General features: G+C 37.6%; 21 protein-coding genes. 9 read left to right on the top strand and 12 right to left on the bottom strand.

Translation table 11 applies throughout. The features are described 5' to 3' along the window. Positions 1–13 precede the first annotated feature (13 nt). Positions 14–127 (top strand): hypothetical protein, encoded by a 114-nt coding sequence (locus tag J655_RS24360; RefSeq protein WP_079381051.1) that lies wholly within the window; start codon positions 14–16, stop codon positions 125–127. Between the two features lie 106 nt (positions 128–233). Here J655_RS24360 and J655_RS07585 read toward each other — a convergent pair whose 3' ends face one another. The 3 genes from J655_RS07585 to J655_RS07595 form a co-directional block, all read right to left on the bottom strand. Continuing rightward, the gene (locus J655_RS07585; protein WP_032052218.1) at positions 234–518 is read right to left on the bottom strand and encodes a GNAT family N-acetyltransferase; all 285 of its coding nucleotides are present in this window, start codon (positions 516–518) and stop codon (positions 234–236) included. A 142-nt stretch (positions 519–660) separates the two neighbouring features. Then, on the bottom strand, positions 661–1620 hold the full coding sequence (locus J655_RS07590) for a response regulator transcription factor (protein WP_032052219.1): 960 nt from the start codon (positions 1618–1620) through the stop codon (positions 661–663). Beyond that, positions 1620–5081 carry an ATP-binding protein gene (locus tag J655_RS07595; RefSeq protein WP_032052220.1) on the bottom strand — a complete coding sequence of 1154 codons (3462 nt, stop codon included), beginning with the start codon at positions 5079–5081 and terminating at the stop codon, positions 1620–1622. The genes J655_RS07590 and J655_RS07595 overlap by 1 nt, the downstream gene beginning before the upstream one ends. A 195-nt stretch (positions 5082–5276) precedes the next feature. Between J655_RS07595 and J655_RS07600 the strand changes: the two genes are divergently transcribed. Further along, positions 5277–6893 carry a purine-cytosine permease family protein gene (locus tag J655_RS07600; RefSeq protein ID WP_002114289.1) on the top strand — a complete coding sequence of 539 codons (1617 nt, stop codon included), beginning with the start codon at positions 5277–5279 and terminating at the stop codon, positions 6891–6893. 57 nt (positions 6894–6950) lie between these two features. Here the strand turns inward: J655_RS07600 and J655_RS07605 are convergent, their stop codons facing one another. Continuing rightward, positions 6951–7406, bottom strand: a complete 456-nt coding sequence (locus J655_RS07605) for an Lrp/AsnC family transcriptional regulator (RefSeq protein WP_032052221.1) — start codon at positions 7404–7406, stop codon at positions 6951–6953. A gap of 157 nt (positions 7407–7563) precedes the next feature. Here J655_RS07605 and J655_RS07610 point away from each other — a divergent pair, with 157 nt between their 5' ends. Continuing rightward, positions 7564–8175, top strand: coding sequence for a LysE family translocator (locus J655_RS07610; RefSeq protein WP_014206465.1), 612 nt, complete (start codon positions 7564–7566; stop codon positions 8173–8175). Positions 8176–8245: 70 nt separating this feature from the next. Here the strand turns inward: J655_RS07610 and J655_RS07615 are convergent, their stop codons facing one another. Further along, the gene (locus J655_RS07615) at positions 8246–8857 is read right to left on the bottom strand and encodes a LexA family protein (protein WP_005069871.1); all 612 of its coding nucleotides are present in this window, start codon (positions 8855–8857) and stop codon (positions 8246–8248) included. A gap of 287 nt (positions 8858–9144) precedes the next feature. Here J655_RS07615 and J655_RS07620 point away from each other — a divergent pair, with 287 nt between their 5' ends. Then, positions 9145–9378 (top strand): hypothetical protein, encoded by a 234-nt coding sequence (locus J655_RS07620; protein WP_002114518.1) that lies wholly within the window; start codon positions 9145–9147, stop codon positions 9376–9378. Between the two features lie 62 nt (positions 9379–9440). Here the strand turns inward: J655_RS07620 and J655_RS25655 are convergent, their stop codons facing one another. Continuing rightward, positions 9441–10694, bottom strand: coding sequence for a KGG domain-containing protein (locus J655_RS25655; protein WP_032052222.1), 1254 nt, complete (start codon positions 10692–10694; stop codon positions 9441–9443). Positions 10695–11168: 474 nt separating this feature from the next. Between J655_RS25655 and J655_RS07630 the strand changes: the two genes are divergently transcribed. Both J655_RS07630 and J655_RS07635 read left to right on the top strand, forming a co-directional pair. Further along, a complete protein-coding gene (locus tag J655_RS07630) occupies positions 11169–11570 on the top strand; it encodes a DUF6367 family protein (protein ID WP_014206462.1) in 402 nt (133 codons plus the stop codon). A 140-nt stretch (positions 11571–11710) separates the two neighbouring features. Then, positions 11711–12589: an SDR family oxidoreductase gene (locus tag J655_RS07635; RefSeq protein WP_000432004.1), complete on the top strand. Its 879-nt coding sequence runs from the start codon at positions 11711–11713 to the stop codon at positions 12587–12589. A gap of 55 nt (positions 12590–12644) precedes the next feature. Here the strand turns inward: J655_RS07635 and katE are convergent, their stop codons facing one another. Then, complete coding sequence (gene katE, locus J655_RS07640; RefSeq protein WP_081311941.1) at positions 12645–14789, bottom strand: catalase HPII; 2145 nt, start codon at positions 14787–14789, stop codon at positions 12645–12647. Positions 14790–14832: 43 nt separating this feature from the next. Next, the gene (locus J655_RS07645; protein WP_032006775.1) at positions 14833–16251 is read right to left on the bottom strand and encodes an iron-containing redox enzyme family protein; all 1419 of its coding nucleotides are present in this window, start codon (positions 16249–16251) and stop codon (positions 14833–14835) included. 316 nt (positions 16252–16567) lie between these two features. Between J655_RS07645 and J655_RS07650 the strand changes: the two genes are divergently transcribed. The 3 genes from J655_RS07650 to J655_RS07660 all read left to right on the top strand — a co-directional run bounded on the left by J655_RS07650 (position 16568) and on the right by J655_RS07660 (position 17973). Continuing rightward, entirely contained in the window at positions 16568–17044 is a 477-nt protein-coding gene (locus tag J655_RS07650; protein ID WP_013198215.1) for a CinA family protein, read from the top strand. A 280-nt stretch (positions 17045–17324) separates the two neighbouring features. Continuing rightward, positions 17325–17540, top strand: a complete 216-nt coding sequence (locus tag J655_RS07655; RefSeq protein ID WP_005304252.1) for a hypothetical protein — start codon at positions 17325–17327, stop codon at positions 17538–17540. Positions 17541–17655: 115 nt separating this feature from the next. Further along, positions 17656–17973 (top strand): hypothetical protein, encoded by a 318-nt coding sequence (locus tag J655_RS07660; RefSeq protein ID WP_004793048.1) that lies wholly within the window; start codon positions 17656–17658, stop codon positions 17971–17973. 89 nt (positions 17974–18062) lie between these two features. Here the strand turns inward: J655_RS07660 and J655_RS07665 are convergent, their stop codons facing one another. The 4 genes from J655_RS07665 to J655_RS25730 form a co-directional block, all read right to left on the bottom strand. Continuing rightward, positions 18063–18491 carry a hypothetical protein gene (locus tag J655_RS07665; RefSeq protein WP_032052224.1) on the bottom strand — a complete coding sequence of 143 codons (429 nt, stop codon included), beginning with the start codon at positions 18489–18491 and terminating at the stop codon, positions 18063–18065. A 265-nt stretch (positions 18492–18756) separates the two neighbouring features. Then, positions 18757–18903, bottom strand: coding sequence for a hypothetical protein (locus J655_RS25290; RefSeq protein ID WP_032052225.1), 147 nt, complete (start codon positions 18901–18903; stop codon positions 18757–18759). 605 nt (positions 18904–19508) lie between these two features. Then, the gene (locus tag J655_RS25725; RefSeq protein WP_106405999.1) at positions 19509–20378 is read right to left on the bottom strand and encodes an IS3 family transposase; all 870 of its coding nucleotides are present in this window, start codon (positions 20376–20378) and stop codon (positions 19509–19511) included. Between the two features lie 5 nt (positions 20379–20383). Continuing rightward, positions 20384–20893 carry a helix-turn-helix domain-containing protein gene (locus tag J655_RS25730; RefSeq protein WP_002120495.1) on the bottom strand — a complete coding sequence of 170 codons (510 nt, stop codon included), beginning with the start codon at positions 20891–20893 and terminating at the stop codon, positions 20384–20386. Between the last annotated feature and the right edge of the window lie 40 nt (positions 20894–20933).

Raw genomic sequence — 20933 nt, forward strand, 5'->3', positions numbered from 1 at the left:
AGCTATTAAATATTTGTGCAAAGAGTTTATTTTTTTCCCAATTGGTCTAAAACTATTTTTATTAGATAAGCTTTTCTATAAGTTTGATAAATTCGATTTGGCAATCGAAAACCTTCAAATCAGTTGAATACAACTGCTTAAAACATATTCACTAAAACAAAGATGAATAATAAAGCCAATAAAAAATCGGACACCAACGCCCGATTTTTATAAAATGATTTTTAATCTATTGTTTATTTTCTAAGTACATCACCAATGCTTGGGTCTTTATCAAAAACCGATTTAGCATATGGGCAAAGCGGAATTACTTTTACGTCTTTTTCACGAACAAAAGCCACCAAAGCATCAAGTAATTGGCGACCTACACCTTGTCCCCGATAACTTTCATTTACATCTGTAGCATCAATAATCAGCATGCCTTCGCCTGCCCATGTATAAGTCATTTCGCCTGCAACAGTTTCATCATCAAGTAAGCTAAAGCTGCCGTGTTTTGCATCATCTTTTTGTTGAATATTCACAATGAATTCCTCATATTACAAATCGTATTTATTTAAAAATGACTTTATATATCTTTATCTATAAGAACAAATTTAAGTGTAAAAAAATAGACTATTTTTAGCAGTGAGTCTGTATGCTTTTTAAATACAATCATCAATTAAATTAGTGAAACTCTTGCACCAGACTATTAATGTGTGCCACGGCAGCAGTTCGGTTTTCAACACAAAGTTTTTCAAAAATATGCTCTAAATGCTTGTTCACTGTCCGTGGGCTAAGCTCCAAAATTTCTGCAATATCTTTATTGGTTTTTCCTAACAATAACCAGTGCATGACTTCTGCCTCACGTTGAGTCAACTGCGGGCAATATTTTAAAATATCAGCCATTTCCAAAGCTGGCGTAGAAGTCTTAATCTGTATCAGATAATTTTTTGCCACACTTGGTTCAGTTTGCCACGGCGTAAGCAATAAAAGCTGTAATTGCTGAGATGGCGTTGAATAAGAACAGCTTGTTAATTTTTTGGGGTCTTTTTCATGTTCCAAATCTGAAAACCAAGCTTTTAAGCCTGCTTCAAAGCCCTCTAATTCAGGTAAATATTGATTCAGTAGATCATTAGCCTTTTGGGTTTTCCATACAATCTTACCTTGAACATCTAGCGCAAGAATGGCTGTTTCCGTTGCATCAATTACCTGTTTCTGTTGTTGCAATAGTTTGGCATGTGCCAAATGTGTTTTTACCCTTGCTAATACTTCTTCAATATTCAAAGGCTTGGTCACATAGTCCACCCCGCCGACCTGAAAACCACGCACTATATGCTCTGTCTCAGACAAACCTGTCATAAAAATGACGGGAATAAACTGCGTAATTGGGCTCGCTTTAAGCTGAATACAACTTTCAAAACCATCCATATGTGGCATATTGCCATCGAGTAAAATCATATCTGGTAAGCATCGGTGGGCAATTTCAATTGCACTTAACCCATCGGTTGTGACAAGCACGCGATAACCTGCCTGATCCAGACTTTCATGTAACAAGCCTAAATTTTCCGGCACATCATCTACAATCAGAATAACAGCCTGCTCGGTTGGTGAAGCTTGCTGAAAAGAAACATGTTGCGTACTCATTACTTATCCTGAATTAATCGTTGGGCGTGTTTTAAATCAAACTTTTGAATAGCCTGTTCCAGCTGTTCCCATAACTCTTTATGCTCCGGAAAATTTTGACGACATTGCGTTAAAGTCTGTTGAATTCCACGAATGTAGCCCTGTCCAATTAAATCATTTAATTGCTGCAAGCTTTGCTGTAAATCAAGCAGATCATTATTTTCTGGTTGCTGGACTGGTGTATGAACAGTAGCTTGCTCTTGCTTAAACACCTTTACATCCAATGCTTGAACATCATTATTTTCAATGGATTTCTCTGATTTGGAATCAATCCATATCAAACCTAATTTGTCCCCAATTTTACTCAGCAACAAATTCAGGTCGATTGGTTTTAACATAAAGTCTTCACTTAAGACTGCATCTTGTGGATTGACTTCACGCTCGCCTGCATTGGCCGAAATAATTAAGATCGGCACATTGGTAATATTATTCTGACGTAATAATCGCGCTGTTTCCCACCCACCCATCAAAGGCATATTTAAATCCATCAAAATCAGGTTAGGATGAAAAATAGGTACACGTCTTAAACAGTCAATGCCCGACTCGGCTTCTTCAATCATAAATCCTAAAGGTTTGAGAAAATTAGCGACTAGGCCTCGGTCCACCGCTTCATTATCGACAACCAAAATTCGTTTACGCTCACCTTGATAGCCTGTAATCTGGTTGGAATAAATATTAGAAATTGGATGAACCACTTCTTTTGAAGGTAAATAAAACTTAATCTTAAATTGTGAACCCTGATTGAGCTGACTAGTCACAGATAGTTGGCCGCCGAGTAAATCGACTAATAATTTTACAATGGGTAATCCGAGTCCTGTTCCGGTAAACCCACCTTGAACCACATTACTGCCGCGTTCAAACGGGTTAAAGATTCGCTCTAAATCGGCCTCGGCAATACCACAGCCTGTATCTCTAATTTCAAAATAAGCCGTTTGAAAACGGTACTCAACTTTTAAAGTAATTGTACCGCTCGTCGTAAATTTTAAAGCATTACCCAATAAATTGATGAGCACTTGCTCTAAGCGTTTTTTGTCGGTACGGACATAGTGCGGTAGGTTCTCTCCAATTTCATAAACAAACTGTAAATTCTTCTGTTCAAACTGTGGCTGAAACATTTGAATAATCTGTTCTATAAAATTTGGAAAATGCACATCCACCACATTTAAAGAAATTTTGCCTGTTTCAATTCGCGCTAAATCTAATAAACCGTCAATCAATGAAGTCAGATGTTGCCCACTACGGCTAATCACGCCGAGCGCCATTTTGCCTTGTTCTGAGAGTTGTTCTTGTTTTTGAAGTAATTGGCTATAGCCCAAAATACTATTTAGAGGTGTCCGTAGTTCGTGGCTAATGCCAATGACATAACGGCTTTTTGCGTCATTTGCCCGCTCTGCTGCTATTCTGGCGTCTTGTAAGTCTTTTGAAGTGACTTCATGGGCAGCAATTTCATCAATCAATAATGCTGTTTGCTGGTGTGTTTCGATTTCAGCATTACGACGGCTTTCATCGTTTAATACGAGCCACCAAGCAGCAACACTCATCAATAGAAATAAAATGGTATAAATTTTGACAAATAGCGTAAATAGCTGAGGAACAGCTGCCGCATTAATGGTTTCTAAATAGGTTTTTTCTTGTATATAAACCAGACTTAAACTCACTGCCAAAACAATAGACAGCCCTAAAGTCAATAATAAATACAAACTGACCCTGCTATTTAAACGGCTAGCCCAACGTTCTGGTAAATAGTGCCAGATGGCCTTTTTGAGCTGTACTGACCAACGTGCATCGGGTTTACATAAATCGTGACAGCGTGCTTCAAGTGAACAGCATAGAGAGAAAATCGTCCCGTTATAGGCGGGCCACCCCGCCATATCAGCAAGCTCATAGTCCCGTTCACATACCACGCAGTTAGCAACCGAAGTCGCCTGAATTTTTTCAGGCTGGCGTGCAATGTAATATTTGCCTTTGGTTAAGTAAGCAATAATAGGAACACATAACACCGCACTCCCCAAAGCAATAAAACTCGCCAAGCCTTTCGCCATAAGACCGAAAAAGCCCAAATAGCTCAGCATCGATAACACTGAGGCAATCAGTAATGCGCCCACACCTACGGGGTTAATGTCATATAAATAAGCACGGCGAAATTCAATTCCTTTCGGGCTTAGACCTAAAGGCTTACAGATAATTAAATCGGCAACAACAGCGCCAATCCATGCCAAAGCGATATTGCTATATAGTCCCAAAATACGTTCAACCGCATGGCTAATGCCCATTTCCATCAAAACAATGGCAATAAACACGTTAAAAAGAAGCCAAACAATTCGCCCCGGATGGCTATGAGTTAAGCGCGCAAAAAAGTTGGACCATGCCAATGAGCCAGCGTAGGCATTGGTCATATTAATTTTAATTTGCGCCAAGCAAACTAGCGCTAGAGTCAATATTAACGCTAGCTGAGGGTTTGGAATAAATTGTTGATAGGCAACCCAATACAGATAAGTCGGATTGTCTAGTTCAGAGACAGGAATAAATAGCTGAAAAGCCAACACCATCAGCAGCATGCCCATCAAAACTTTTAAAAATCCAAAAATAATCCAAGATGGCCCCCCTAAAAAAACAGCAAAACGCCATGCAGTTCTGTTCTTTTCTTGTTGGGGTAAAAAACGTAAATAGTCGGCTTGCTCACCAATTTGGATCACAAATGAAAAAATAAGAGTGCACGCCGCACCAAAGTAATACAGATTAAAATCGGTCGAGTTTGAAACCGCACCAACAAAATGCAGGCTACTACTTAAAATTTGTGGCTGTTTCCAAAGTACAAAAAACCACGGCAATAGCAGCAATAAGAGCCAGATGGGTTGTGTGATCGCCTGAACTTTATTAATAAAACCAATGCCTTTGACCACTAAAGGCAAAATCACTAAGGCAGAAATTAAGTAACCAATAACTTGCGGAATGCCTAAGGCAAGCTCAAGTGCCATTGCCATAATTGCGGCTTCAAACGCAAGCAAAATAAAGGTAAAGCTGGCATAAATCAGAGATGTAATGGTCGAGCCAATGTAGCCAAAACCTGCACCACGAGTAAGCAGATCAACATCTACATTATATTTTGCAGCGTAATAACTAATCGGCCAACTGGTTAAAAATATAATCGTACATACGACAATTGCTGCCCAAACTGCATTGCTAAAGCCATACTGCCAAAGCATGGTTGCCCCAATGGCTTCCATAGCCAAAAAGCTAACGGTCGAAATTGCGGTGTTGGTAACGGTCCAAGGTGACCATTTACGTACAGAGGTAGGTGCATAGCGGAGCGCATAATCTTCGATGCTTTCATCTGCCACCCAAATATTATATTCACGGCGTGTTTTGATCACACGTTGTGGCGCTTGTTGGGGGCGTGAAGAATCTGGCATAACACTCATGTTTTGGATAGGGCTGTATTAAACCCAGCAATCCTTATGCCAAAAGTCATTTATCATGGCGATTTTCTCGAATACGCACATATACGCAAAATAACGTATTTTCAATTTTTCCCAAAAATCACACACTCAAATCCATCAAAAAACAATGATCAATATTTGTGTTGATTGACCGAAAATGATTGGGAGATTGATGTTATGAGTGTATCTGAACATCCAAATCTGGACACTGTGCAAGGTACAGATTCACAAAAAGCAGTGAATGAAACCTTAGAAGATTATACTTTACGTTATGCTCCACACAGCTTTCGGCGCTGGAGTCCCAAAGTTGTCGCTATTACTGCACTTGGTGGTATTGCCTATCTTGCTGACTTTTCTATTGGTGCCAGTATTGGTATGTCTTACGGAACAACCAATGCTGTTTTCTCCATTTTATTTGCAGCGATTATTATCTTCTTAACCGGCATTCCTTTAGCCTACTACGCAGCGCGCTATAACATCGATCTTGACTTGATTACCCGCGGTGCAGGTTTCGGTTATATCGGTTCAGTCCTGACCAGTATCATTTTCGCCAGTTTTACCTTTATTTTCTTTGCCCTTGAAGGTTCAATCATGGCGCAAGGGTTATTGCTCGGTTTAGGTATTCCGCTTTGGGCAGGTTATCTCATCTCAACAGTTATGGTCATACCGCTGGTAATTTACGGCATGAAAGCCTTAAGTAAATTACAAGTCTGGACTACCCCGCTTTGGCTGGTTCTGATGATTGGTCCTGTGGCCTATCTGATTTATCAAGAACCTACCTTAGTCAGCCAGTTTGCAACTTTCACAGGTAACGAAGGTTTCGCAACTGTAGACATGGCAGCAATCATGTTGGGTGCTGGTATATGTCTATCTTTGATTATGCAAATTGGTGAGCAAATTGACTACCTACGCTTCATGCCTGCCAAAACAAAAGAAAATAGCAAAGCATGGTGGGCTGCGGTTATTTCAGCGGGTCCGGGTTGGGTGATTTTAGGGGCAATTAAACAAATTATTGGGGCATTTTTAGGTTTCTATTTACTCACAAAAATACCGGGCGTAAACAGCACTGAACCTGTTCAACAGTTTAATGCGGCGTTTCATGACATGCTTCCGGGTTGGGCTGCTTTAACACTTGCAGTGATTTTGGTGGTTATTTCTCAAATTAAAATTAATGTGACCAATGCTTACTCTGGTTCCCTTGCATGGACAAGTGCCTACACACGTATTAGCAAACATTATCCTGGTCGTATTGTGTTTGTGATGGTGAACTTGGCAATTGCGCTTGCTTTAATGGAAGGCAACATGTTTGCGGTACTGGGTAAAATCTTAGGGTTCTATTCAAACTTTGCGATTGCTTGGGTTGTGGTTGTTGCAACAGATATTTCAATTAATAAATATGTGTTAAAACTTTCACCGAAAGAACCAGAATATCGTCGTGACATGCTATACAACGTAAACCCTGTCGGTATGGTTGCGTTCCTTGTATCAGCAGGCTTATCAATTGCAGCATTCTTCGGATTACTGGGTAGCTTCTTGGCGCCTTACTCACCGCTTATCGCACTTGTACTTGCCTTTGTATTAACACCAATCATGGGCTTATTAACCAAAGGAAAATACTACATCAAGTCACACGATGACGGCATTAAAGAACCACGTTATGATGCTGAAGGTACTCCTGTAGCAACTGTTTATCACTGCCGCGTATGTGAGCAAGGTTATGAACGTCCAGATATTATGTTCTCTCACAAACATAACGGTACAATCTGTTCTTTGTGTAAAACACTCGATGCTTAAATATTCTTAAAACTAAAAAAGAAGCTTTAAAGCTTCTTTTTTTATATCTGATGATTCTTAGCCAATCGGGAATAAACGTTCAGGCACTACATCTTTCATCACAATGGTTGAGATGAGTCGTTGCACACTTGGAATAGCAGATAATTTTTCATCGTACAAACGCTGAAAAGCAGGCAAATCTTTAGCCACCACATGTAGCAAATAGTCAGGTTCACCAAACAAGCGCTGGGCCTGAATAATTTGCGGGATATCAATTACGGCATTTTCAAACTTCTCGACTGCCTGTTTATCACCTTCTTTAAGCGTAATAAAAACAATCGCTGAAAATTCAAATCCAACTAAGTTTGGGTCGAGTTCTGCCCGATAACCTTTGATAGCTCCTGACTCTTGTAAAGCCTTCACTCGTCTATGACAAGGTGAAATGCTCAAACCGACTTTTTCTGCCAATTCAGTAATAGATAATCGGCCATTTAATTGCAATTCAGCAAGAATCTTTTTATCTGTGCGATCCATTTAGAAAAATTTACCCCAAATGAGTGTGATATGAGCAAACATTTAAAAGCACATTCTAAATACATGAGCATATTATTTTCAACAAGCTCGAATAAATAGGGATTTTTTCTAAACCACGAGTGAAACCTTTGGAAAAATAGTTCGCCGAGATAAGCATATGGCTTTTAACATTTTTATTGCATTTTGGAGTGTCTCCATTCTTTTTATTATTACGCCAGGGGCAGACTGGGCCTATGCCATTTCGGCAGGGATTAAAGGCAAAGTCGTCGTACCCGCTGTTGCAGGTATGCTATTTGGGCACTTTATTACGATTTTATTAGTAGCGGCTGGTGTTGGCCTACTGGTAGCAAATAATCCAACTGCTCTGATGATCTTAACAATTGCAGGTTCTGCTTATTTGTTATGGATGGGAATAAACTTATTACTTACCCCTCCTACTCCGAACGAATCTGGTTCTGAAAAAGCTCAGTCATGGTTGAGCTGGGCAACCAAAGGAGTTTACGTGAGTGGATTAAACCCGAAAGTTTTTTTGCTCTTTTTAGCACTGCTTCCTCAATTTATTGACACTACTGCTTCATGGACAGTGACAACACAAATTCTTGCCTTCGGTGTTGTCCACATGATTAGCTGCGCGATAATTTACTTAATAGTGGGTTATGGTTCAGAGGCTATTTTGAAAACCAGACCACAAGCAGCACAATTAGTCGGCCGTTTTTCAGGTGGTTTGATGGTTGTTATCGCAACGTGCTTATTGATTGGGCAAATTTAAAAGTCATTCAGCAAAAAGTTACTGGCCTCGATTTCAGGTCAGTAACTTAAATAATAAATATAAGAAAAAATTATCTCATTCGTTTGAGGTTATAAGTCACGACTCCCCAAATAACCAGTTCTTGCCCCTCTTCAATATAAATATTCTGATAATCAGGATTTTCTGCTTTTAGCCAAACTTTAGGTGGATGAAATTGACTATCAATCATTAAGCGCTTCACAGTGAAATCATTATCGATGAGTGCAATCACAATATCACCCGATTTAGCGGGAATGCTACGGTCCACAATAAGCGGATCATTAATATCAATTCCAGCATCTAACATGGATAAAGAGTTGGCTTTGACAATAAACGTGGCATTTTCATTTCTAATTAAATATTCATTTAAATCTAGTGCTTGCTCAATATCATCTTGCGCAGGCGAAGGGAACCCTGCCGCAACACGTTCAGTTGCCAAAGGAATATGGTAGATTTTATCGTTATTCGGGTGGACCTGTTGGACATTAAGTTTTGAGTTAAAGTCGGTCAAGTTATTGGTTTTGACATTATTCAGTAACCAATTTTTGATAAAGTTAACTTGAGACTCAGGAACACGAATGACTTTGGTGGGTTCATTGAACTGTGCTTTACGTCCGGCATTTTCTCGTGCACCGCCATGCTCGAACTCTTTTTTCTTTGGCATATTGCCTCCATTCCACTGTTCAAATCCTACACAAACAATGTAACTTGAAAAAGTTACATTTTCAAGTTGACGAAATATTTTTTTTGCATAACAATAAATCTCATGATCAGATTTTAATCCATTTTGCTTTTAACAGGGATGTTTTAACCAAAATGGCAATTTGAAGAAAATCAAAACCTATTTCGAAATAGTCGTTATCGCTGACTGTTTTTTTGATTTTTATCAAATGAGATTCTGAACACTTAACATTCTGGTTAAATTCAGTTTTTGGTATGGAGACATGCGAAATGAAAAATCAACGTGATGCGGTTTTAGGTTATGCAAATGAGCAACATGCTTACTATATTCGCCTAATTGAAAATGATGCGGTTTTAGGTGAAAGCTACGGATTATTTTGTGAAAATCCAGATAGCGAAGCAGCCGAAAGTATTATGACGACACTTTTTTTGAAAAAATCTTTTTGGTTAAACGGTTCTGAATACCTTGATATTGTAAAAGGCCTACAACCTCTCCCTCAGTAAATACAGTAAGTAAGCTAAAAACAAAGGAGGCAAAAGCCTCCTTTGTTTTTAAAACATTCTGCTTAAGACGTAAAACGTCCGTAGGCATCACGTTTTTGATTACGAGAGTTTTGACCACGGCCATCATAATCATCATCGTCATCACGGCTGCGACCACGACCTCGGCCGCCTGAACGGCCTCCGCGATCATCATCGTCATCGTCATCACGGCTGCGACCTCGGCCTCGACCACCTGAGCGGCCACCGCGATCATCATCATCGTCGTCATCACGACTGCGGCCACGACCTCGTCCACCTGAACGGCCACCCCGATCGTCATCATCATCGTCATCACGGCTGCGGCCACGGCCTCGTCCGCCTGAGCGACCACCGCGATCGTCATCATCATCGTCATCACGGCTGCGGCCACGGCCTCGTCCGCCTGAACGGCCTCCGCGATCGTCATCATCATCGTCATCACGGCTGCGGCCACGACCTCGTCCACCTGAACGGCCTCCGCGATCATCATCATCGTCGTCATCACGACTGCGGCCACGACCTCGTCCGCCTGAGCGGCCACGATCGTCATCATCATCGTCATCACGGCTGCGACCTCGGCCTCGACCACCTGAGCGGCCTCCGCGATCATCATCGTCGTCATCATCACGGCTACGACCTCGGCCTCGACCACCTGAGCGGCCACCCCGATCGTCATCGTCATCATCATCACGGCTGCGACCACGGCCTCGTCCGCCTGAACGGCCACCACGATCATCGTCATCATCATCGTCATCGCGGCTGCGACCACGACCTCGTCCACCTGAACGGCCACCGCGATCGTCATCATCATCGTCATCACGGCTGCGGCCACGGCCTCGTCCACCTGAACGGCCACCGCGATCGTCATCATCATCGTCGTCATCACGGCTGCGGCCACGGCCTCGTCCGCTTGAACGACCACCGCGATCATCGTCATCATCATCGTCGTCGTAACGGCTTCGGCCTCGACCACCTGAGCGGCTACCGCGATCGTCATCATCGTCGTCATCATCACGACCGCGGCCACGACCATTACGGCCATCATTTTTATGGCTTAATGCACCCGCTTCACGCGCTTCTTCAGACGTAAATTCATGAGCGTTACCACTTGCATGGGCTGCTCGGCCAGCTTCACGAGCTTCTTCAGAGGTAAACTCATGTGCATTACCACTCGCGTGAGCAGCTCGCCCACCTTTGCTGGCTATTTCTCGTACTCTTTCAGGATCCATACTTGCAAATCCACGATTTGAAGTACCTGTTCTATTGTTATCATCATCTTCATATCTAGTATTAGCCATAGTTATATCTTCCTATATTTAATTATAGTCACTACCGCTTTTAGTTAACGGATTTAATAACAATAGAATATCTATAATATTTTCCCACCCGAGTGATGTATCAATCCTTTTAAATGTATATCAATCAAAAAAGGAAATTTCTTATAAACATATTATTTTTAAAATATTTTAAAAATTTTAATTATTAATAATTTTACTCTTTAAATATTGGATATACTCATTATTACCTAAGGGCACACTACAATATATTTTTACAAACACAGTTAAAATATTTTAACTGATAACAAAAAATTTCAAAATGTACAAAACAGTAAACTAACACAACATCAGATCTATTGATAAAATAACAAGCAAACAATTATTTTAATTAAAAAACAATAACATATATCATTACATTTTCAGAATTAATTTACTTGAGAGATTAATATGAATATTTAAAACTATTTTTAATAAGATGGTTTGAGTAACTTAACTATGCAATTAAAAAATCAACAGTCAGCTCTACAATATATCCATATTTCTATCCCTGAAATTTTACTAGGACATATTAAGTCCAAAAACTCATGGCAGGACTATGACAAAGAATGGAGCTATAGATTAGACCCACCTCATGCAAGTCATCCCTTCCAAAGAGACTTATATATTATTAAATCAAAAAATATAGAACATGAAGATATAAAACTGTTGCTAGATAATATAGCTATTAAAAATAATAAAAATTCAGAAAATATAGATGGAGCAAAAGAAATTATTAAAAAAATATTAGATTTATCTAATAATATACCGATAGAAAACTGGTTAGAGGATACAGGAAATAGATCTATTATTGAAAGTATGATTGATAAAAACAAAATCAAGGTAATCGATATTATTTAATCCTTAAATATAAAAATATTTTTTTACATCCTTATAAATAAAATAACAAAGACAACTTATTAAAAAATTCATTTTACTCACATTTACGCGGTAACAGCTCACTATATGAAAATTAGATATTACAACCGAGGTATTTAAAAATGGAAAACTCAACAAACCAGTATCCAACATCTGCCCCCGCACAAGTTCAATCTCATCAACCAGGCGATCAGGAAAAAATGCACCCTGAACCTGAGATAATAAAAAGTACCCATAAAGGTAGCGATAAGCTAAAAGATAAAGTTGCCGTTATTAGTGGTGGCGATAGCGGTATCGGGCGTTCTGTCGCAGTATTGTTTGCCCGTGAAGGTGCCGATATTGCAATCCTTTATCTTGAAGAAGATCAAGATGCTGAAATCACTAAACAACTCGTTGAAAGAGAAGGACAGCATTGTCTTTTATTAAAAGGTGATATTTCTGATCCAGATGTGGCAAAACTTGATATTGATAAAGTTCTACAACATTACGGTAAAATTAATATTTTAGTGAATAACGCTGGTGTTCAATATCAGCAAAAAGAAATTGAAAGCATTAGTAATGAGCAATTAGAAAAGACATTTAAAACTAATATTTTCCCAATGTTTTATCTTACTAAAGAAGCCATTCCTTATATGGAAGAAGGCGACAGTATTATTAATACAACCAGTATTACCAGCTATCAAGGCCATGATGAGCTCATTGATTATGCAAGTACTAAAGGTGCGATTACGACTTTTACGCGTAGCTTATCGAACAATTTAATGAAGCAGAAAAAAGGAATTCGAGTGAATGGTGTTGCGCCAGGACCCATCTGGACACCATTAATTCCTAGTAGTTTCGATGCAGAAACCGTTAAGGAGTTTGGTAAAGACACTCCAATGGGAAGAATGGGACAACCAAGTGAAGTTGCTCCAGCCTATCTTTTTCTTGCCTCAGATGATGCAAGTTACATTACAGGTCAGGTCATTCATGTAAATGGTGGTCAAATCGTAAATGGTTAATCCCTAAGTTATAAAAAAGCCCTGAAAGTTAAAACTTTCAGGGCTTTTTTGTTTGTTAAGCCGGTATGTGAGCAGCTATTTGTTCTCGTGACCAAACACGATGAGCCATAATCAAGTTTTTGAACTTTTCAGCAATCGGCTGGAATTCATCTCCAACTAGAGTGCCTTCATCGGGAACTAAACCTAGTGGTTCAAGTAAATCAGATTTATTACCTAAAAACGCAATTGGTTTTAAATGCTTGTAAGCCTCTAATAGATAATGGCGAGTTACCCCGTCTTGCATGACGACATTTAAGTTATCGCTATCAGGAATAATCACTGCATCATATGCAATTGACGGTTCAGCCATCTGCATGCCATCAGCCGTAATAATACTGTCTTGATGATCTTTTACAGGAGCTAAGCTTGGCGCTAATAAATGAAGAGTCACCCCTTCTTTAATTGCCCAGTTTTTCATCGCTTCTAATGCATCAGATTTCACTAAATTATGAATAAGTACTGCAACTTTTCGACCTTGAATATCTTGGGGCGGGAAAGCCAAGAAAGATAATTTCGCCGATTTTTCAACTGCGGTTTTTTTATAATCTAGCGTCAAATCAGGCACTTCAATTCCTAAATTAGCACCTACTTGTCGTGCTAAGTCGAGATCAATATTTGCTAAAATCTGTTGAACTTGACGCTCACGGATGTGTTTTCGTTGCACTTTACTTAACTCAAAAGTATAGGCATCGACCACATGCTTTTGCTCATGAGGGGCAAGGCTCTTGTAGTAAAGGCGCGGTTGTGAAAAATGATCAGAAAAAGTCTCGCTTCTTTGACGAAGTTTATGTCCGCTAATCTGTTCAGGATAGCTTTCAAAACCACCATTTGAAGCAGCAGGTGGTGTTTCTGCTGGCCAATCATTATCAATTGAGTTTGGTTGATAGGAAGCCTGCCCTTTGTGAATCGTATGTTGGTGGATACCATCACGTTGATTGTTATGGAATGGGCATACCGGTTTATTAATTGGAATTTGATGGAAGTTCGGTCCACCTAAACGACTTAACTGCGTATCGGTGTACGAAAATAGGCGTGCTTGTAGAAGTGGGTCATTTGTAAAATCGATCCCTGGCACGATGTGTCCCGGACAGAAAGCCACCTGCTCTGTTTCTGCAAAGAAATTATCTACATTTCTATTTAAAACAAATCGGCCGATTGGAGTCACTGGAACCAACTCTTCAGGAATAATTTTGGTTGGGTCTAATAAATCGAAGTCAAAGTTCATTTCATCTTCTTCTTCGACAATTTGTACGCCCAATTCCCATTCAGGATAAACCCCATTCTCAATCGCTTCATAAAGATCTCGACGATGGAAATCTGGATCTTTACCTGCAAGCTTTTGAGCTTCATCCCACACTAAAGCACTTAAACCTTGTTTAGGGGTCCAGTGGAATTTCACAAAATGAGATTTTCCTTGGGCATTAATAAGACGGAATGTATGAACACCAAAGCCTTGAATTGAGCGTAGATTACGTGGAATAGCACGGTCTGACATAGCCCAAATTACTGCATGAGCTGACTCAGGGACTAAAGACACAAAATCCCAGAAAGTATCATGGGCAGTTGCTCCTGTTGGCATTTCTGTATCTGGTTCAGGTTTTACCGCATGAACAAAGTCTGGAAACTTAATACCATCTTGCACAAAAAACACTGGTGCATTGTTGCCGACTAAATCGAAATTACCTTCTTGGGTATAAAATTTAATGGCAAAACCACGAATATCACGAACGGTATCAGCAGAGCCACGTGGTCCCTGCACTGTTGAGAAACGTACAAAAATTGGTGTTTGAATGCTTGGATCAGTTAAAAAACCAGCTTTTGTTAAGCACTCATTTCCTTCATAAGCTTGAAAGTAACCGTGCGCACCTACACCGCGCGCATGCACAATACGTTCAGGAATACGTTCATGGTCAAAATGAGTAATCTTCTCTCTTAAAATAAAGTCTTCTAATAGCGTTGAACCACGAATGCCCGCTCTTAAGCTATTCTCATTATCCGCTATTTTAACACCTTGGTTTGTGGTTAATGCTTCATTGGTTGCATCATCTCTGACTGAGTCTAATTGTTCAGTTTTTTGGGTAGTATTGGCTTTATTTGCAGCGTCAGCACCAGCCATTTCACTTGTTTTATTTGTTGATTTAACATTATCAGTCATGTTCATTACCTATGTTTTTAAAGTTAAACGTGGGGTTAATTAAAAAACTTCAAGAGTTAGTTTTGTTAAAGGAACTTAAATATGGAAAAAGGAGTTCGACGTATTTACGTGTGCTCCAAAGTCCAATGCTTTTATGATGTGAATCTGGGGCCAAAAACGGAGTCAGCTTGCATATTTTTATAGCAAGATCATGTGATTTCTGAACACGCTCTTGTAGTGCATCCAGTTCGCCATCGGAAATATAGCTAAAGAGATAATCTTGAATACGCTGGCTATTCTTTAATTCCCTGCTATAGGCCAAGAAGTTAGAAGAATGATCACTACCAGCAATCCAATCATGAATAATTTGACGTTCTACAGGGTTAAATACCCCAAACATTTTTCCATTTTCTTCATTAATCATTCGCCAGAACACACTCTGTTCAGGGTCGGTATTAAATTTAATCCACTTGTGATCAATGAGATGTGTAACTAGCCCGTTAACGTCTTCTGGATTTGATAACCATTGGTTAATCGTTTTACATCCAAACTGTCTAGTTTCGTTATGAATGAGCTGACCGACGAGCGCTTTTCTTTTTAAAATTTTAAGGACTAAATCTTCAAGATTTAAATTTTTAATAATTTTTGAAGACGAAACACCATGGCCATTAAGCGCAAAACCGCGCTTCAATTTATTAAAGAAAAGTTCTTTATCTCTGTATTTATCGTAAATATTTTCTATAACTTTAATTGCTTTATCTGCATGCCCGTTATCAATGTTATCGATAGTGATGTGCAAATTAAAATATTTAGAATCAATACCCAGTTCAGCAAGTTCATAATTGCTAATGAGTAGATGCAGTGGCAGTTGCTCATAACCTAAATTAAAGCCGACAATTTCAGGAATGAACTCTGGTGGAGCATAACCAAGCGCCAGCTGAATCACGGCATTATGATAATATTCATCTTCTAATAGCAGATCAAAACTATCGAGTCCCAGACTACGTAGCAAGTCATCATAGATACAGACATGATTTGCTTTCGGCTCACCTAGTCCCAGCTCTTCCAAATAGGTAATAATGAGGTCATGAAAAACCGGGTCATTCCAGTAGTGAACTGAACTATATAGCCATGCACCATCTACTTTTTTAGTTGGGGAAACCTTAATTAAAAATTCGAATGCCTGACCAACATTCTTAAAATACTCTCTCTCACCCCCGTTTTGTCTACGATTTAGATAAGTCTGAAATAATTCACAATTTTGTTTATTATCGTTTTCACACCATTGTTTAACTGTATTTATAGTTGCAGGAAAATCAATTTCCTTTTGATCTATTTTATCAATTTCTTTATTAAGAAAATCTCGTGCCTTCTTTTCTTTTTCAAAACTAGAAATATCAGGATCAAGGAAAAAAACAAATAATTCGTAATAGTTTTGTTGATTATCTTGTAATAAGTCTAATAATCTTTCTTTCACTACAACAGGCATTTCTATTCTCCTTTAGTGAGATATAAATTACCATACTTCAGCTAAACTATAATCCCAGCCTATCTTTGTTATATTACGTTATTAAGAAATAACCCATGATTCTAAAAGCGTTAAATTTCAATTAGATAAAAAATAACACAAAATTACATTCTCACCTTTAGAATTATTTAAACATCTGTTTTTATAAAAAATATATAAATAATAAATTTTAATTACATTTAAGTTACTTTAAAAATCATAAAGTTTAAAAACTTAACAAAAATAAATTAAAAATAATCTTATAACTAAATTAAAAAGAGTTTTAAGGAGAAAACCAATGTTTAATTCATGTTGCAAATTACTCGCACAAGAAAAAATTAAAATTGCACTTTTTGAAAGTGCTTCGGCGGGCTATTTAGCTTATCGCTTCTCTTTAAGTCCCTATTCAGGTGATATTCTTATTGGAAGCTTAGTCAGCTATGACTTACGTGTCAAAGAAAATACACTTCATATCTCACCTGAACTTATTGAAAAATATACACCTGAATCGATGCAAGTCACTGTGGAGATGATAAAAAAAGGCAAAGAACTCCTACATGCCGATCTTTATATTGCCTGCACAGGTCTCTTAAAAAAAGGAGGTTCTGAGACTAAAGAAAAACCTGTAGGCACCTTTTTTTATTCTATTTATTATAAAAATAATTTTTATAACTTTAGACGGCTATTTAAAGGACCAGCATGCCTTAAAATTAGACAACTTATTTATTGCATTTCTAAAGATATAGAATACATAATATTAGATAATAAAAAATAAATTCATTTTAATAAAAGATAACATATACACATTTAGAAATGACCATTGCATTTATTTAACACCATTCTTCTCAAATGTAATTTTATCTATCTTCATATTAATTATGTTTACTGATAAAAGTTACATTTTATAGAAATCAAGGTTTTATTTAATTTTTAAATTTACAGTTAAATATAGGGTAACACCCGAAGGCTACACATTAAAAATTTTCATGTTTTAATAAACCTATCTGAAGCTCTCAGATAAAACACACATCATAAATGATATGAGGTAATTAAAGATGAGCACTACTAATAATCAAAGCAATCAACGCGATAATCAACAGCAACAACAACAGCAAAATGACAACCGCAACAATCAGCAACAGCCAAACGGCAATCAACAGCAACAAAACAATCAGCAACAACAGCAAAATGACAATCGCCGCCAACAACAAGGCTCGAATCAAAAAGATTCAGGCCAACAAAACTCAAATAACAATAATCAGCAACGCTAATCCGATGCTGACTTAAATGTCATTTGATGCGGTCATTCATTTTATTTAGGAAGGTGCCCTCACCTTCCTAAATTTACCATAAGCATAAAATTAAATAATAGATGAGGAAAAACTGATGACAGATCAAAATAGCGATCACGCACGACTGCCAGCCGGCGACCATAATTATTCTGACACTTATTGGCGCGAAAGTTACCTTACTCGTCCTTATTATCAAGAAGCTCAGCTTACTACTCCCGATCTCGATTATGACCGAGACTTTTCGACAGCCTATGAATTAGGTCATCGTGCACGTGCTGAATCGGAACAAGGCACTCAGTTTGAAGATGTCGAAGGCGGTTTGGAACAAAAATGGGAAGAACTCAAAGCTGAATCTCGCTTAAAATGGGAACATGCTAAACAAGCAATTAAAGATGCATGGAATGGAAGATAAGTTATTTATATAACATTCTCTTTTAGTCCAAATTAAGAGCTTATTTTCGATCGGCCCTCGGAAATAAGCTCTTTTTTATATGTTACTATTTAGCTTTCTTTTTTCTTAAAATATTCAATAATTTCTTCTCCATTATTAACTGGTTTTACTGGAGAAGAATGTGTTTCTTCATAGGCGTAGTCTGGTAAAGCAACTTTAGTCTGAATAGGTGGTAATTTTTCTTGTCCACCTGTAGTAATTCTTTCAATAAACCCTGCAAGCCACAGAACAAATTCTTGTGTATTTTTGCTCTTTGGAATAAGGCTTAAATCCAATTTAATTTTAGATTCCTGTAAGGGTTTAATCAGTAAGTCAGCAAAATCAATATAATTGTATAAAAGCTTAAGCTTTGTCCCCTTAAGCTCATGTCTGAGTTCAATCATCAAATTGTTAAGATCCTCCATAGGCTCATCTGTAAAGCCTTTTTTCTCTTTAACATTTTGATAGATTTTCTCAGCTATTCTTAAGTACTGGGGCATATGCTTACCTTTATAAAACTGTTATCACTAAAATGAATTTTGGATGAATATAAGTAACTTGTTGTGTTTATTTTATTAATTTTTTGAAACTATAATTTACTAGAAAAACAATTCATTAACAACAAATTATTAAAAAGATAATTCCAACCTAATTAATTGATTAATTTAATATTTTTATATAATTATCTTTTTATTGTGTTACATATTTTATAGAAAATAACGATAAGAAAACTCACGTAAAAGTGAGTTTTCTTAGATCAAATAATTATGAGTTTTTATTCATTTGTTGGGGAACGGTTGGATCATTAGAGCCATGGGTTCCATCATCATCTGTTGAATTTCGATCTTGGCAAGCACTCATACCCATCGCGATTGCAAATACCATACTCACTGCACAAAAAATTCTTAACATTGAGATCACCCTGATTAATCTTAAGATGTAAGCTTATGAATAACATTATCTTCTGTTGACCTACCGCAGTGGTTCTCTTAACTTTTGTAGATTATGCAAGCTTTTGTAAAAATCAAAATTAAATAAATGATCAAAAAATATCATTCTTGCAATTGATATTTTAATTAAATTTTGGCATTAGCTAATTAATTCAGATTGTCATATTCATGAAAGTAAAATTATTCATCCTTTCCCAGTTCGTGTTTTATTAAGTCAATGATTGCAAACAATATATAAATTAACAATTAATAAATATTTGATATATAAACATTAAAACTCAATTATTAAGATTAGGTATAATAATTAATCAATCGCTTAAATTCCAAATAATCAGTTATTTTATTAATAAAAATTTAAAAATATTAATATTTGTTTATATAAACCAATCTTTTATTTTTGCAATTGACCCGCTTTAATGCTCAGCTTATGATGCTCCGGCTGACCTATTTTGTCAGTCGGTTTTAGCAGACCGTCTACCTAAGAGCACTAAAAACACGTTTTTTGGTGTGGAGCCCCTCGTGCCTTTGACGGAGGGGTGATCTGACCCCATAAAGTTGGACAGTTAGTTAAGCAGTTTTTAAAAACTGGTTTCTATATTGTACAGGGGATAAACCTTGTAGCTTCACCTTGATTCTCTCATGATTATAATAATGAATGTACTCTCGTATAGTTTTCTCTAACTCATCAGTTGATTGAAATTTTTCACCATGAAAGCACTCCGATTTTAATATTCCAAAGAAGCTTTCTATTACAGCATTATCTAAGCAATTTCCTTTACGAGACATACTTTGAATTAAACCATGTTGCTTTAATTGCTGTTGATAATGAGCCATTTGATATTGCCATCCTTGATCTGAATGGAGAATTGGTTTCTCATGTCGCTTAAGTTTAGCTAAAGCATGAATGAGCATATCTTTCACTAACTCATAATTGAGTTTACGTTGGATCCGGAAGGTAATAATTTCCCCATTAAATAAATCTATAATTGGTGATAGATAAAGTTTTTCACCGTTAACATTAAATTCCGTCACATCAGTTGCCCATTTCTGGTTGGGACGGTTCGCTTTAAATTGCCGTTGCATAATGTTATCGGCCACCATCCCGACACAACCACTTTTATATGAGCGATATTTTAGTGCTCTGATACGTGATTTAAGTCCCATAGTTTTCATAAGACGATATACACATTTATGGTTGATTATTATTCCTGTACTTTTCAGAGCAAGAGTAATTCTACGATAGCCATAGCATCCCTTATGCTTGTGATATATGGACTTGATCTGCTGTTTTAACTCAGTATATTTATCCTTAGAGCGTACAGCTTTCATGTGATAGAAATAAGTACTACGAGCGATCTTGGCAATACTGAGTAAGAGCTTTAATGGATAAATTTGCCTTAATTCTGAAATAACTTGAACACTGTCTGCAGTAGAAATTGAATTTAGGTACGTTGCTTCAGTTTTAAGGCTTTTAGCTTTTTTAAAAAGGCAACCTCTGCTCGTAAAGCGGTCACTTCATCAATGAGCTCCTGCTGAGATTTATCTTTGTCATCTTTTACAGACTTGGTTATTTTAGTTTTATCTTGTTTAAGCATATTGGTATAAATCCTCGTGGTATTAAACCCAGCAATCCCTTCTTTATGATACTGAGCTAGCCACCTTCTTAAAATTGACGTCCCGCTCAGATTTAACCGTCTTCTAACTTCTCTTACCGGTATCTTATCAAGAAGCATTTGTACAGCCTTGATTTTAAATTCGGAAGAGTAGTAGGTTTTTTTAGTTTTAACATTCAGGCCATCTTCACCTTGTGCCTTATAGTTTTCAATCCATAAGCGGATGGTTTGGAGATCTACATTAAATTCTTGTGAAAGGATTTTATATCCTTTACTTCCCTCTAAATAAGCTTGAATGACTTTTAATTTTAACTCTTTTGAATGCTTCGGAATTGGCATAGAGCACACCTCATAAGTTTTAAAAGTCTAACTTATGGGG

This window comes from Acinetobacter sp. 1294243 (assembly GCF_000588015.1).
In the GTDB taxonomy this organism is placed as follows: domain Bacteria; phylum Pseudomonadota; class Gammaproteobacteria; order Pseudomonadales; family Moraxellaceae; genus Acinetobacter; species Acinetobacter pittii.

What these genes read in the sequence shown, in the direction of transcription:
- J655_RS25730 (WP_002120495.1), bottom strand. Translation starts at nt 20,893, where the DNA reads ATGCCAATTCCGAAGCATTCAAAAGAGTTAAAATTAAAAGTCATTCAA.
- J655_RS07630 (WP_014206462.1), top strand. Translation starts at nt 11,169, where the DNA reads ATGCAATTAAAAAATCAACAGTCAGCTCTACAATATATCCATATTTCT.
- J655_RS25655 (WP_032052222.1), bottom strand. Translation starts at nt 10,694, where the DNA reads ATGGCTAATACTAGATATGAAGATGATGATAACAATAGAACAGGTACT.
- J655_RS07600 (WP_002114289.1), top strand. Translation starts at nt 5,277, where the DNA reads ATGAGTGTATCTGAACATCCAAATCTGGACACTGTGCAAGGTACAGAT.
- J655_RS07605 (WP_032052221.1), bottom strand. Translation starts at nt 7,406, where the DNA reads ATGGATCGCACAGATAAAAAGATTCTTGCTGAATTGCAATTAAATGGC.
- J655_RS25290 (WP_032052225.1), bottom strand. Translation starts at nt 18,903, where the DNA reads ATGTTAAGAATTTTTTGTGCAGTGAGTATGGTATTTGCAATCGCGATG.
- J655_RS07650 (WP_013198215.1), top strand. Translation starts at nt 16,568, where the DNA reads ATGTTTAATTCATGTTGCAAATTACTCGCACAAGAAAAAATTAAAATT.
- J655_RS07660 (WP_004793048.1), top strand. Translation starts at nt 17,656, where the DNA reads ATGACAGATCAAAATAGCGATCACGCACGACTGCCAGCCGGCGACCAT.
- J655_RS07590 (WP_032052219.1), bottom strand. Translation starts at nt 1,620, where the DNA reads ATGAGTACGCAACATGTTTCTTTTCAGCAAGCTTCACCAACCGAGCAG.
- J655_RS07610 (WP_014206465.1), top strand. Translation starts at nt 7,564, where the DNA reads ATGGCTTTTAACATTTTTATTGCATTTTGGAGTGTCTCCATTCTTTTT.
- J655_RS07655 (WP_005304252.1), top strand. Translation starts at nt 17,325, where the DNA reads ATGAGCACTACTAATAATCAAAGCAATCAACGCGATAATCAACAGCAA.
- katE (WP_081311941.1), bottom strand. Translation starts at nt 14,789, where the DNA reads ATGAACATGACTGATAATGTTAAATCAACAAATAAAACAAGTGAAATG.
- J655_RS07615 (WP_005069871.1), bottom strand. Translation starts at nt 8,857, where the DNA reads ATGCCAAAGAAAAAAGAGTTCGAGCATGGCGGTGCACGAGAAAATGCC.
- J655_RS07595 (WP_032052220.1), bottom strand. Translation starts at nt 5,081, where the DNA reads ATGAGTGTTATGCCAGATTCTTCACGCCCCCAACAAGCGCCACAACGT.
- J655_RS07665 (WP_032052224.1), bottom strand. Translation starts at nt 18,491, where the DNA reads ATGCCCCAGTACTTAAGAATAGCTGAGAAAATCTATCAAAATGTTAAA.
- J655_RS07635 (WP_000432004.1), top strand. Translation starts at nt 11,711, where the DNA reads ATGGAAAACTCAACAAACCAGTATCCAACATCTGCCCCCGCACAAGTT.
- J655_RS07645 (WP_032006775.1), bottom strand. Translation starts at nt 16,251, where the DNA reads ATGCCTGTTGTAGTGAAAGAAAGATTATTAGACTTATTACAAGATAAT.
- J655_RS07620 (WP_002114518.1), top strand. Translation starts at nt 9,145, where the DNA reads ATGAAAAATCAACGTGATGCGGTTTTAGGTTATGCAAATGAGCAACAT.